Source organism: Fibrobacter sp. UWH4, from assembly GCF_900142475.1.
Lineage (GTDB): Bacteria > Fibrobacterota > Fibrobacteria > Fibrobacterales > Fibrobacteraceae > Fibrobacter.
Map to the genome: position 1 here is coordinate 339,184 of NZ_FRAY01000005.1, position 13,323 is coordinate 352,506.

Below are 13,323 nucleotides of genomic sequence, written 5' to 3' on the forward strand. Positions count from 1 at the left end.
AACTACTCTTCAATCTTGAAAATCTTTCCGGCGAGCATCTTGAGCAGCGACTTCGAAAGGGCTTCCTTCGGGGTGAGCTTTTCCGTATCAACTTCCTTGCGTGTGCCGCCAATGTCAAAGGCGAGCATTGCGCCATCGTCGGTGACTTTCATCTGAACTTCAGCTCCCATCACGATCGGAAGGTTGATGTCGTCATGACCCGCCGGGAATCCGCACATCACGGGAATGTCGTATTTTTTCAGATACTTGGAAAGCATGGCCTCAGTGCTTTCGTAGTCGAGGTCGGTGCCGGAATCCACGAATTCGCCGAGGATAACGCCCTTTACATTTTCCATGACGCCGTGCAGTTCGATCGAGTGGAACATGCGGTCAATGTTGCGCAGGTTTTCGCCGATTTCTTCCATAAAGAGGATGATGCCTTCGTTCTGGAATACGTCGATGTCGGATGCGCCGATGAGAGGAACGAAGGTCGACATGTTGCCGCCCACGAGAATGCCCTTGGCGGTCCCGTTCTGGTTATACTTGTGCGAAGGAACCTTGTATACGGGAACATCACCCTTGAGAAGATCGCGCAGGAGCTTGCTGTTGTCTTCGTCGCCGCCGGTCTTTGCGATGCTTGAGCTCATGGTTCCGTGAATGCTAGCGACTCCCGCCTTGGTCTGCATGGCGTGCAGCGTGGTGATGTCGCTGTAACCGATGACCCACTTGGGATTTTCCTGGATGAGCTTCGGGTCGATGAGGTCTACCAATTGGATGGTGCCGTAGCCGCCACGGTTGCAGAGGATCGCCTTGATGCTGGTATCCTTGAGCGCGGCCCTAAAGTCGTCGGCGCGTTCTTCGATGGTGCCTGCGAATTTGCCTGCATCGAGCTTGTCGACATTTTTACCGATAACCGGTTCGAAGCCCCATTCCCTAATGACATCGGCCGTTTTCTGGATGTTGGAATCGGGGGTGGTGTACGAAGGTGAAAGCAATGCAATCTTGTCGCCTTTTTTTAGGAATGCCGGGGTCGTGTTTTCGAGTGGCATCGCGAGCTTTTCGTTTTCTGCAGCAGTACTTTCGATGGTGTCGCTGCTACAGGCCGCAAAGGCCATGGCGATAGACAATGCGATTACGGGGCGTACCTTGCCTTTCCGGAACGAGCATCCGCTCTGCGTATTCTTCATAAAATTCATAAACACTTCCTTTTTTGTAATTGCCACGGCACTATGAACGGGGGAACTGCGCTGATAACTTTGTAAACGCAGGCATTTGAAATCCGTTGAAGCACCTCTTTTTCTATGTAAAATATAATATACTCGCAAATTTCGGGCATTGTCATATTACGGAAATCTTACGAGAATGATGGTGGAAAATGATGCTGAACATGAAATTTTTTTATTGCATTCCTTGTAAAAATATATTATCTTCAGTGAGGAATAAGGAAGAAAAAAATGAAAAGAATTATCGTGTCAGCATTAATTACTTGCGCAACCGTTTTTGCTCAGGAAACGGTTGCACCTGCCGATACGGCAGCCAAGGTCACCGAGTCTGCTGCCCAAGTGGTGGAACCTGCAGCTCCGGTCACTGAGTCCGTCGAAGCGGCTTCTGCAGAACCGGCGACACAGACTGCTGAAGTGGCGGAGCCTGCCGCCTCTGCCGAAACACCCGCTGGTACTGTAGCACAAGCTGCAGAACCGCCCGAGGCGCCCGCAGAAACTGCCCAGGCTGTAACCTCTGCCGAAATGGCTGAGCCTATTGCTCAGACCGCCGTTCCCGTTTCCCAGCCTGCCGAAGGGCCGGTTGCCGAATCTTCCGCTACGGTTTTCGCCGCCTCTGCTCCCGCTCCCGTTAACGCTCCTGCCGCCGAAAAGACCTGGACGCACTTGTGGGGTGTCGGTGCGACGGTTCCTGTGGAACAGTACAAGTCTCGCGGCAATAAAATTGACTTGATTAACTACGGCCTCGATCTCTCCTATACGGGAGTTGCCCGTTTTGGTCTTGCGTTGCATCTGTCCATTGCGGCGGGTTCTTCGTTGACCGACAACATCCGTTTTGAAAAAAACGACGACTGGCTGGTCGGATCTTTCGGTGCGGTTGAAGCGGGTCTCGGTTTCAGCCCCGTGAACACCAATGGCTTTACGTTGGTCGTGCTTGCCGTGGCTGGCTACGAATATGCCGAGTTCGAATCCGACGAAAATGAGGTTCGCCATTCTGAACTTGGAATCGTCGAACGCCGTTTCACGGAAACCATGGGCGCACTATCTGTCGGTGGTGACCTCGTGCTGCGTTTCGGACTTTCCGAACATATCGGCATCTTCGCGAGCGTGGGTGGCCGCTGGCTCCCCATTACGGTGACCGAATCTTCGGTGAGGTACGAGAAGGATGACGATTACGTCCGTACCGAAAGCTACATCGAAGATGATCGAGGCGTCTATAGCGTCGTTCCTGTCATTGGTGCGATGTGGAAGTTCTAGCAAAACAAAAAAATATGTTGTCTAGGTAACACTTTCCGCTTGGTAGGGTGTTTTAAATATGTAATTTTGAAACAAACCCTATTGTGGAAAGTTATGAAACGACTGAAATTAGTGCCCTTGGCACATCTGATGCTTTTTGTGTTGCTGTTTTCGGGGGTAGCACTTGCCGACCGTGATGCCGAAATTCGCGACCTCAAGCTCGAAAAAGAAAGGCTCAATTCTGAAATCCAGAAATTGAACCGCCAGATAGCCTCGACCGACTCGATGCTCAAGGCGGACGATTCCCGTTACAAGACGCTTTCGCAGCGCTACAAGGCCGATACGGAACGCCGCCGCAGCGAAATCGATACGCTGAACAATAAAATTAAGGCGGTTGCGGGGGAGCTCCAGACGGAACGCAATAAGCAGGATCGCGCCAAGAACCGTAGCGACAATGTGGCTGCCAAGCGCAAGGCCTTGCGTGCGGAACTGGCGGGCATCAGCAAGAAACTAGAGGCTCAGGTGGCCGAAACGCTCCCCTGGGAACGTGAAAGTAGGCTTGACCGAGTCAAGTCGCTCACTCGCGATATCGAAAGTGGCAATGCCAGCGAAGAAGAAGCTTTTTCTCGCCTTAAGTCGCTCATTGCCGAAGAAACCAAGTTCGGCGACGAAGTGGCAATCATCAACAGTCCGCTTACCCGCAAGAATGGAGAGCTGATCAACGCCTCTATCCTCCGCATCGGAAACCAGTGGATGGTCTACAGCGACGAGAACGGAACCGTTTTCGGAACGCTTGTGCGTAAGGTGGAAAACGGAAAGGTAAGCTACGATTGGAACGAGGATCTGAATCTGGAAGAACGCGCCGCGGTTCGGCTTGCTATCGATGTGAAACAGGCTAAGAAACCGCCCCAGATCGTGAACCTGCCCGTGAGCCTTTCTGTCGTAGGGGGTGAAAGATGAGATTAGACGAAAGACGAAAGACGAAAGACGAGAGAATGTATAAACATGTCATTGCGAGCGTAGCGAAGCAATCCAGAACAGCTTTATTTGCAACGGTTCTCTTCCTCTCGGCCTCTTCCGCCTTTGCGTGGCCGTGGTCGGGTTCCGGTGAAAAGAAGGTTTCTGCCGAAGACCAGGCGCGAATCAAGGATTCGTTGCAGATGGAAGAAGTCCGCAACTTGCAGCGCGAAGTGGACGCCTTGACCCGCATCCGTTTGCAGAAGGCCGATTCGCTCGAAAAGCTCGAAGCGGAACATTGGCGCAAACGTTATGCCGAATCGCAGCTGACCGAAGAACATCAGGCGCAGTCGCGTGAACTCGACGGTCGCTATTCCAAGCTTTCAACGGATCTTGGCCGCGTGAGCGAAGAAGTCATGGCGAGCAAGAATATGACTAGCGAAGTCGAAGAACGCGCTCAATCCGATGAATCCGCTTACGATGCTTTGAATACGCAGGTCAAACTTTCGATTGACAAGACGCTCGGCGATGTCATGGGTGATTATCCGGTGGGTATGAACGGTCGACTGCTCCGGCTCCGTCAGGCTGCCGGCGAGGCCGACAAGAAGATTCCGAACACCATCGGTGCCGTACAGGGCTTTATGGACGACCTGCTGCTCCGCCACGAAATGACGTATACGCAGTCCTATGGCCGCGAGGTGTCCCAGGTGGGTTCTCGCCCCGACGTGAACGTGAACCGCTTGCGTTTGGGAACGGTATTCCTTGGCGAAGTGGCGCAGGATAACGGCGATGTGCAGGCGTTGCTCCGTTCGGGCGCGCTGCAAGGAAAAATCTTTGAATGGAATGCGGCGCTTCCGCCCGAAATGGCTGCAAATATCAAGCTGGCCGTGACGCAGGCAAGTAGCGGTTCCGTGGTGAGTGTTCCGCTCGATGTGTTGCAGAACAAGGCAATCAAGAATACCATTACCGATACGAAGGAACTTACCTGGGACGAGGAACTCAAGGCGTTCTTCAAGAAGGGCGGAATCGTGATGTATCCGCTTGCTCTCGTGGCAATCTTTGCGCTGCTCCTTTGCCTGGAACGGTTCCTGGTGTTGACGCACCGTGGACATCTGGGACGCCGCTTTATGAAGAAACTGAACGCACTCGTAAAGGATGGACACTACGAAGATGCCGCCGCCCTCTGCCTCAAGAAGGAAACGAGTCTTTCAATGGTTCTGTTCGCCGTGCTGAACCGTGCTCGCGACAAGCGCGAAGATGCGGAACGTTCCTTGCAGGAAGCACTGCTTCGAGAACAGCCGAAATTGGAGCGTCGTATGGGCCTTTTGGCGGCCATGGGGACGATTGCTCCGTTGCTCGGCCTGCTGGGTACGGTGACGGGTATCATTACGCTTTTTACTGTGATTACCGAGGTGGGTACGAATGATGCTCGCGTGTTGGCTGGCGGTATTTCCGAAGCCCTCGTGACGACGGAAACTGGCCTCGTGATTGCTATCCCCGTGATGATTCTGCATGGTCTTTTGAGCGAAAAAATTGAAAAGGTCACGAGCGAACTCTACGTACAGAGCACCTCGCTCTTGAACAGAATCTTCGGGAAGGTTGAATAAGCGCCATTGCGAATGGAATGTCATTGCGAGCGAAGCGACGCAATCTCTAGCTGAATGTTATGAGCAATACGCATTACATATTCCTTGAATCCTTGCAGAACACTTACCAGGCGGGAGGCGTGGTCATGCTACCGATTCTGCTGGCGGGCGTTATCGGATTCTACTTCCTGTTCTCGAGTTGGCTGCGCATCGGTAAGGATTTTTTTCGTGCAGATGTCCACAAGGTGGTCAAACGCATGCGTCGCGACTTGAACGGCGGTGAACGCGACCGCTTAAATAGCAAGTCGCCTATGGGTGTAGAGATGGCTATTAAGCGCTTGCGCAAACGTGGCGGTCTTTTGGGCAGGGAACTTTGCAATGCCGTTGAAATTGCTGCGAAGGATCCTGCGTCGTTTAAGGATTATATGCAGGTCCGTATGATGAAGACCGTCCGTTATATGGAGCAGGGAACCCACATTGTATCGGTGATGGCGTCCGCGGCACCGCTTTTGGGCTTGCTCGGCACGGTGACGGGCATGGTTTCGACATTCGAAGTGATAACACTGTACGGAAACCAAAACCCGGTGCTGATGGCCGACGGCATTTCTGAAGCGTTGATTTCAACGCAGAGTGGTTTGCTCGTGGCTTTTCCACTGACACTTCTGAAACAGCGCCTTGACGAACGAATCGAAATTTTACGGCAGAACATGGAACTGGGTGCGACTGTAATAGAGAACTGTTTAGTAGAGAAGGTGAGCTGCTGACACATCATTGCGAGGCGCGAAGCGACGAAGCAATCCAAGGACGAAGGATTTATTATGGAATTCAATTTGCCGAGAAGAAAACAGAAGGATATGGGCATCGAGATGGGCCCGCTGATGGACATCGTGTTTATCTTGCTCATCTTCTTTGTGGTGACCTCTTCGTTTACCCGCGAAACGGGCGTGGATGTGACCAAGCCGCAGGCGCAAACCGCAAGTCAACTCGAAAAGGAGAACTTGCTGATAGCCATTACACGAGAAGGGACTATTCACATGAACGAACGCCAGGTGGATTTAGCGAGCCTGCAGGATATTTTGAAACAGTCATTGGCGAAAACTCCCGATCGCGAAGCCGTTGTAATCGCGGACAAGGAAGCGGAAACGGGTGTGCTGGTGCAGGTGATCGATATGTGTAACTTGGCTGGAGTGAAAAAGGTTTCTATCGCGGCCCAGGCGGAGTAGGAGCTATGAGCAATGAGGTGTGAGGTCGGCACTTCGTGCCTTTGAGGTATGAGGTAGATAGTGGTTAGTAAACTGTGGTTAGTGGTTAGGAACGTGCCACGAGGCGGTCATCCTGGAAGGAGTGCAACGACTGACGGGATCCAGAGAAGATTGTTCAAGTAGGATGTGATTAGTGATGAGGGTCAAGAAGAATCGTCATTGCGAGGAATGAAACGATGAAGCAATCTATGTTAGAAAGATGATTTATGTTTAGATATTTGAAAAAAATAGTGAAGCGTTTTAGCATTTTGCTTGCGGCGATTCTCGCGAGTATGCTTCTCGTGTTCTCCGTGACGATGGCGAACTTGTTTTTGAGCGGTAAGGTGTTTCACGAAAAGAAGTACGCGAAGACAGAAGTGAGTGTCAAGAAGGTGGACGAGGTCGAGAAGAAGGTAGAAAAGAAAAAGCCGACTCGCAAGCCGAACCGTATGAAGTCCAATTCGCGTTCGCCCAAGGCTGGGCCTCGTTTTGCGATGAATCTCGGTGCTGCCTCGGGAACGGCAGGTGCCGCTATCAGTGATGAATTGGTTGCCGATTTTCGTGGCGGTGCGCTTTCAACAGAAAAGGGCGATGTCGACAAAAAACCGGAAAGCCGCAGTATGGCGAATTTCCAGGTGCCTCCCAAAATCAGGGATAACGAAATTGATGCGACGCTCCGACTCAGTTTTTGCGTGGACGCGGGTGGTCATGTGTATGACATCAAGGTGTTGGAAGAATCCCCGGCGGGTTCTGGCCTTGCCGCTGCTGGCCGCGAAGCCCTTTCTCGCATGACATTTACTCCGGCTGAAAAGGCGGGAAAAGCGGTGCCCTTCTGTGGCATGGAACAACCATTTGAAGTGAAGTTTAGGGACTAATGGCTATGAGGTGTGAGCTCGGGCCTAGCGGCCCTTTGGGCTATGAGGATTGATGAATGTGTAATTATGGTAAGACAAAAAAATCTTGGTTAAGAGTTTTTTCGCTCATAGCTCATAGCTCATGGCTCGTAGCTATTTTCCTCGCTGTTTCTTGTTTCGCGGCGCAGTCTTCTTATGACCTGATGGAACGCGCGAACGCACTTTACCGCGATGGAAAATTCAAGCAGGCCATTATGCTTTACCGCAAGGCGGAATCTCGTGGCGCCGACCCCGTCGCGACCAGTTTCAACATCGCCAACAGTTATTACCAGCAGAATGACTTGCCGAATGCCGCCGCCACTTATCGCAAGGCAATCGATTTTTCGAACGGTTCGTTCGCTCCCGCTCTTTTTAACATGGCGAGTGTCTATTTTCGGCTCAAGCAGTATCCCGAATGCGTGGCGGCGTATCACCGTGCGTTGAAACTGGAACCGGAAAATGTTTCCGGTTGGCTTTACTTAGGCGAAGCCTACAGTAAAACCGGCGACGCGGTCGGCGCCCTGCGTGCCATTGAAAAAGCCTACCAGCTTGACAAAGAAGACATCAGCATCGTGTACCAGCTTTCCGAAGCGAATATCTCGCTCAACGATTTTGAACGCGCCGTTGCCGTAATTCGCGAAGGCTATGCCGCTCACCCCGAAGAAATTGACTTCTTGGTTTACCTGGGTGACGTTTACCGTCTGAACAAACAGTATGAAGAAAGCGCTGGCGCTTACCGCGAAGCATTGGGCGTTCGCCCTGATGACCCTGCAACCATGTATAAGCTCGCCGATGTTCTCGCCGAAGACAACAAGCCTTTCGTGGCGATGGACGTGCTCAACAATCTCACGCAAATCAAGCCCGACTTTAGCGACGCCGCCATCTTCCTCGGGAACCTCGCATACGACGCCAAGTTCCTCGACCGTGCCGAATCCGCCTACGAACTTGCCGCCAAACAGGGGAACGCCGAAGCCGTATTCGGCTTCAAGAATATGGCCTACGATGCCCACGCTCAAAAGCGCGATGACGAGGCTCTCCGCCTGCTGCGTATTGCCCAAAACTATTTCCCGGATGACGTTACCTTGCAGGCCGACATTCTCGAGTTCGAAAAGGAATAAATAATTGAAGACCGGAAATTCTTTTTTATATTCTCTCTAAACAGGAGCCCTTATGAAAAAGCGTTTTCTCCCTCTCTTTGCCTTGATGGCGTCATTTGTCGCTTTCGGCTGCAGCGACACCAAAAACCAAGTTGCCGAAAAAAATGCTGAACAGGCAAAGCCTGCTGCGGAATCGGCAGAAAAAGCGGCCCCCGCAGAAACCGCCAATGTCGTTCATGTGGCTAAAACGATCAAGCTCGCAAATGGCGCAAGCGTGACCTGGATTCAGGACAATCAGGGCGAAAAGCTGAACCCCCGCAGCCTCTTTAGCGATGCAAGCGATTCCCTGTTTGCAAGTTTGAACTTGCCCGACGGCATTCCCGCCTCGGTGAGCGTATTCCTGCTGCAGGTCGCTGGCAAGAACATTCTGTTTGATGCCGGCCTTGGCGCGTTCGGCGGCCAAATGTTGAACCGCCTTGAAGCCCTCGGCGTAACACCCGAAAACGTCAACTTCATTTACTTGACGCACTTTCATGCTGATCATATTGCAGGCATGATTGCAAAAGACTCTACTGGCAAGGACGTAAAACTCTTTAAGAATGCTGCTGTCTACGCGGGCAAAATGGAATACGATGCCTGGATGAACGACATCGCGAAAAATGATTTGCAGAAGGTGATTATGGGCATCTATAAAGATAGCCTGCATTTGTTCGCTTTTGGCGACACGTTGCCGCAGGGGGTGATTGCACTTGACGCCGTGGGGCACACGCCCGGCCATACTGCGTTCCAGTATAGTAACCTGCTCGTGATTGGCGACCTGATGCATGGTTATGCGTTGCAGAAGGACCACCCCGAAATCAATTCCAACTATGACATGGATAAGGAAAAATCCATCAAGAGTCGCAAGCGCCTAATGCAATACGCCCGCGACAATAAACTTACCATGGCCGGCATGCACCTGCCGCCGCCGGGATTTGCGGAATAGTTCTGTGCGGACAAGGATTTGCCTATGCAATGGAATGCTGAAACAAAAAAACAAATTGAATCTCGCCTGAACGACAAGGAAAATTCGCTTGCGCCTTACGCTTGCAAGTCTGCACAGGCGGTTCGTTTTCATGAGGCTCCCAAAGATATACGCCCGGATTTCTTTCACGATTCGGACAAGATTATCCATTCCTATTGCTACAGCCGCTACATCGACAAGACCCAAGTTTTTTACCTGGTCGAAAATGACCACATCACGCATCGCGTGCTCCATGTGCAGCTGGTGGCGAAAATCGCAAGGACCATCGGGCGTTTCTTGAACTTGAACGAAGATTTGATCGAAGCAATCTCGCTAGGACACGATGTCGGCCACACGCCTTTTGGACACGACGGCGAACGCATTATTTCTGCGTTTTTGCAGGAACAGGGCGCTGGCATTTTTGAACATAACGTTCAAAGTTTCCGTTTGTTCCACGACCTCGAAGCCTACGGAAAAGGCCTGAACCTTACCGCACAAGTGCTTGACGGAATTATCTGCCACAACGGCGAAATCCTGCAGAACAGCTACGGCTGCGACCGCAGCAAGACTCCGGAAAAGTTGCTGACGGAATACCGCGAAAGCCTCAACGGGAATTTCAAGTCGAAAGATATGGTCCCGATGACGCTCGAAGGCTGCGTCATGCGCATCTCGGACGTAATCGCATACATTGGCCGAGACATCGAAGATGCCATCATCTTGAAACTGGTGGAACGCGAAAGCCTGCCCCGCGAAGTCACGGAAGTGCTTGGCAACAAGAACGGCGAAATTGTCGACACGCTTATCAAGGACCTCGTGAACAACAGCATCGACAAGGAAACGCTCAGTTTCTCGCAGGAAGTTTTTGATGCGCTGAATCGCCTGAAAGATTGGAACTACAGGAACATTTACCTGAACCCGAAAAAGTCTACGCAAGACACAAAAATCAAGACGATGTTCCGCACCGTTTTGGAAGAATGTCTCGATGAACTCGGTTCTGACAAAAAAGTCACCGGAATCAATCACTGGTTCAATTCCATGAGTGCTGAATATAAAGAGGCAACATCCAAGTTGCGCGTCGTTGCCGACTATGTTGCAGGTATGACCGATGATTACTTGATGAACGCCTACAAGGAAATCGTAGTTCCCAAGTCGTTCGGGATTAACTTTAAGTAAAAGTTTTGCTTGCGACATTATTTGTCGCATACATCTCCTATATTTTTATCGAACTTTTTGACAATTTGGATTAAAAAGGCGATATATAATGGCGGCTCCATGTGAAAAGTTATGTGGGCGACACCGAAAAGAACATCCGCAAAATGTTCAAGGAGGCCGAAGAGTCAAAGGCTATCTTGTTCCTTGACGAAGCCGATAGCTTGATTCGTGACCGCAATGGCGCAAATCACAGCTGGGAAGTGACTCAGGTGAACGAGATGCTCACGCAAATGGAAAACTTCAAGGGGATCTTTATCGCCGCTACGAATTTTGACGGCACGCTTGATATGGCCTCCCGCCGTTGCTTTGCGCTCAAGGTGAAGTTCGGCTATCCATCTTGAACGCCCTCAAGTCCGAAATGGCCTACAAGGATGGTCGCGAAGGAAGGACCATGGGGCTGTAGGGGAGGCGAATGCCCTTTTTAGCATAAAATAGCCGTTGTAAATCATTCAATATTTTTTTAGGATATGACGCTTAATTTGCTCTGTTTGCTTTTTCTCAGTATAAATTTAAGGTGAAACAAGAAAAAAGGATCGAAAATGAAGCGTATTCTTGCTAAAACCGCCCTCATCGCCCTCGCAGGAACCCTTTCGCGACCGCAGCGACACTCCCCACCGCCAAGGAAGTCCAGGCCAACATGGGTTTGGGTTTCAACATCGGCAACTCGATGGAAGTGCCTAATGATCCGACCGGCTGGGGCAACCCCTACCCGACGCAGGACCTGATGGATTCCATCAAGGCAGTCGGCTTCAATACGGTCCGAATTCCCTGCGCCTGGGACAGCCACACTAGTGGAGGCAAAGTTACCGAAACTTGGCTTGACTCCGTAAAAACGGTGGTCGACTACGCCATGCGCGCAGGCCTCTATACGATTTTGAACATCCACCACGAAGGTGAAGGTGGCTGGTTCCAGAGCAACATTGGCACGAGTGTCGATAACACCATCGACAACAAGATGAAGACTTACTGGACGCAGATTGCAAATAAGTTCAAGGACTACAACGAACGTTTGATTTTTGCTGGCGCCAACGAACCCGGTCCGAATGTGAATACGTGGACCTCGCAGCATGTGTCTACGCTTATGCACTACTACCAGACTTTTATCGATGCCGTTCGCGCTACGGGAGGCAACAACGAGACCCGCACCCTGGTTATTCAGGGCCTTAACACTGATATCGACAAGTCTGTTGCAAATGCTCCGGTGACCACCTTCCCGACGGACAAGGTCGAAGGTCGCCTGATGTTCGAAGTGCACTACTACGATCCGTACCAGTACACACTCATGACTGGGGAACAGGATTGGGGTGCAAAGGAACCCATTCAGCCGCAGTACTATTACGGCGACTACACCAAGGCGAGCGAACCTAAACGCAACGCGGGCTACAACGCCTGGGCGGGTTCCGTTGATTCTAAGATCGGAAGCATCATCCATCCGCAGGAACAGTTCGCCAAGATGAAGACGAACTATGTTGACAAGGGTTACCCGGTCATCGTGGGCGAATTTGGCGCAAATGTCCGCTCTCCGGAATTGAGTGGCTCCGACCTGAATCTCCACAAACAGGGCCGCGTGCAGTGGCATAAGGATGTCGTTTCGGCAGCCAAGCAGTATGGGCTCACGCCAATCCTCTGGGATATGGGTAACGAAAGCGATACTGGCTATGACAATATGGCTTACATCCGTCGTCAAAGTGCGCCGGTGGGCAAGGTCCTCGAAACGGATGTCATCAACGCCATGCGTAGCGTCTATGGGCTTGGCGACTACGTAAATACGGGTGTCACCCATGTGGAAGACTTCATTTCGGGAGAAAGTTCGACCGCGCTTAAGAGCTTTGCTAAAACGAGTGTCAAGTTCACCCGTAACGGAAACACCCTTTACGGTATAGGAAACATTTCGCTTTATGACCTGAAGGGCAACCTGGTCCGCACCGCCGGCAACAACGCCTCCGAAGCGACCACCATGCAACTGCAGGGAATCCATCAGGGAGTCTACATTGCAAAGTGCCAGGGCCAAACGATGCGTATCCAGGTGAAGTAAAAAATAGCTGCTTTGACCGCTGCTGCATAATCACGGCAGGGTCGCAACATACGGTTTGGCTTGACAGAACCATATAAGGCACTGTCAAGCCTTTTTTTCAAAAAAATGCTAAAACCGCTCTGTATGTCAATAATTGTCGCGTGGAGAATGTATATTAATGGGCGAAATCAAATAACGCAAAGGAGCTTTTATGGAAATTGACAAGAACTGGCCCGTAAGCTGGATGGAAGACGTGGGTGTCACATGTACTGAATGTGGCGAGTCTTGCGACATGGATGGACATTTTACTGAAGTTGCCGGCGATGAGCGCTTGAATTTCTATAAGGTCAGATCAACGACTCTTCGCGGGAAAGAGAGTCCGCATTGCGGAAACGAGATGGAACTGGATGTACGGTTCTGGAAACGCGAGTTTATGGGCGTTCGCCCTGATGGCAGGGAAGTATGCCGCGTCTTTACTCTGTGGGAACGCGATGAATGCCCTGGCTGTTCGCCGGATTCCCTTTTTGGATATTACGAGACGGACTGCCCCGAAATGCATTCCGCGGACCTCACTCTCGATGATTCCAGTGCGCAGGAACTCGTTGACCTTCTCTACAAAACGACCCATGACGAGGCTCTGCTTGCTGTTGGTGAGTCGTTGGAGAAAGGGAACTCCGTGGAATCCGTAATCCCCGAACTCAAGCGGATCATCGATGCTCACGATGACGTGCTGAAGGATAAATACCTGGGCGATTTTTTGCCGTAAATGGCCATATAAAAGCCAAAATTCCCTAAAAATTACCTGAAAACGACAAAATCGAGACAGTATTTGTCGCATGGGGTTTGTATATTACGTTTTAGATTTATGCGTATATTTGCATTTAT

The 13,323-nt window shown here is 51.2% G+C and carries 12 protein-coding genes and 1 pseudogene; 12 read left to right on the forward strand and 1 reads right to left on the reverse strand.

Translation table 11 applies throughout. The annotated features are described in order from the left end of the window. Positions 1-2: 2 nt before the first annotated feature. Positions 3-1,175 (reverse strand): S66 peptidase family protein, encoded by a 1,173-nt coding sequence (locus BUA93_RS11240; RefSeq protein ID WP_254793951.1) that lies wholly within the window; start codon positions 1,173-1,175, stop codon positions 3-5. 258 nt (positions 1,176-1,433) lie between these two features. Here BUA93_RS11240 and BUA93_RS11245 point away from each other — a divergent pair, with 258 nt between their 5' ends. From BUA93_RS11245 to BUA93_RS11300, 12 genes and pseudogenes are all read left to right on the forward strand, one after another. Then, positions 1,434-2,456 carry a hypothetical protein gene (locus tag BUA93_RS11245; RefSeq protein ID WP_072979417.1) on the forward strand — a complete coding sequence of 341 codons (1,023 nt, stop codon included), beginning with the start codon at positions 1,434-1,436 and terminating at the stop codon, positions 2,454-2,456. Between the two features lie 93 nt (positions 2,457-2,549). Next, on the forward strand, positions 2,550-3,395 hold the full coding sequence (locus BUA93_RS11250) for a DUF3450 family protein (protein WP_072979419.1): 846 nt from the start codon (positions 2,550-2,552) through the stop codon (positions 3,393-3,395). Next, complete coding sequence (locus BUA93_RS11255) at positions 3,392-4,999, forward strand: MotA/TolQ/ExbB proton channel family protein (RefSeq protein WP_254793952.1); 1,608 nt, start codon at positions 3,392-3,394, stop codon at positions 4,997-4,999. Before BUA93_RS11250 ends, BUA93_RS11255 begins: the two co-directional genes overlap by 4 nt. Before the next feature lie 59 nt (positions 5,000-5,058). Further along, on the forward strand, positions 5,059-5,742 hold the full coding sequence (locus BUA93_RS11260) for a MotA/TolQ/ExbB proton channel family protein (RefSeq protein WP_072979423.1): 684 nt from the start codon (positions 5,059-5,061) through the stop codon (positions 5,740-5,742). A 54-nt stretch (positions 5,743-5,796) separates the two neighbouring features. Next, a complete protein-coding gene (locus tag BUA93_RS11265; RefSeq protein ID WP_072979425.1) occupies positions 5,797-6,201 on the forward strand; it encodes an ExbD/TolR family protein in 405 nt (134 codons plus the stop codon). A 269-nt stretch (positions 6,202-6,470) separates the two neighbouring features. Continuing rightward, a complete protein-coding gene (locus BUA93_RS11270) occupies positions 6,471-7,094 on the forward strand; it encodes an energy transducer TonB (protein WP_254793953.1) in 624 nt (207 codons plus the stop codon). A 182-nt stretch (positions 7,095-7,276) separates the two neighbouring features. Then, entirely contained in the window at positions 7,277-8,230 is a 954-nt protein-coding gene (locus BUA93_RS11275) for a tetratricopeptide repeat protein (RefSeq protein WP_254793954.1), read from the forward strand. Positions 8,231-8,282: 52 nt separating this feature from the next. After that, complete coding sequence (locus BUA93_RS11280; RefSeq protein ID WP_072979429.1) at positions 8,283-9,194, forward strand: MBL fold metallo-hydrolase; 912 nt, start codon at positions 8,283-8,285, stop codon at positions 9,192-9,194. 24 nt (positions 9,195-9,218) lie between these two features. Further along, positions 9,219-10,385: a deoxyguanosinetriphosphate triphosphohydrolase family protein gene (locus BUA93_RS11285; RefSeq protein ID WP_072979431.1), complete on the forward strand. Its 1,167-nt coding sequence runs from the start codon at positions 9,219-9,221 to the stop codon at positions 10,383-10,385. Positions 10,386-10,495: 110 nt separating this feature from the next. Further along, positions 10,496-10,827, forward strand: a pseudogene (locus tag BUA93_RS11290) (AAA family ATPase); the annotation flags it as partial. Between the two features lie 234 nt (positions 10,828-11,061). Then, positions 11,062-12,459, forward strand: coding sequence for a glycoside hydrolase family 5 protein (locus tag BUA93_RS11295; protein WP_083597377.1), 1,398 nt, complete (start codon positions 11,062-11,064; stop codon positions 12,457-12,459). Between the two features lie 190 nt (positions 12,460-12,649). Next, entirely contained in the window at positions 12,650-13,204 is a 555-nt protein-coding gene (locus BUA93_RS11300; protein WP_072979435.1) for a hypothetical protein, read from the forward strand. Positions 13,205-13,323 lie beyond the last annotated feature (119 nt).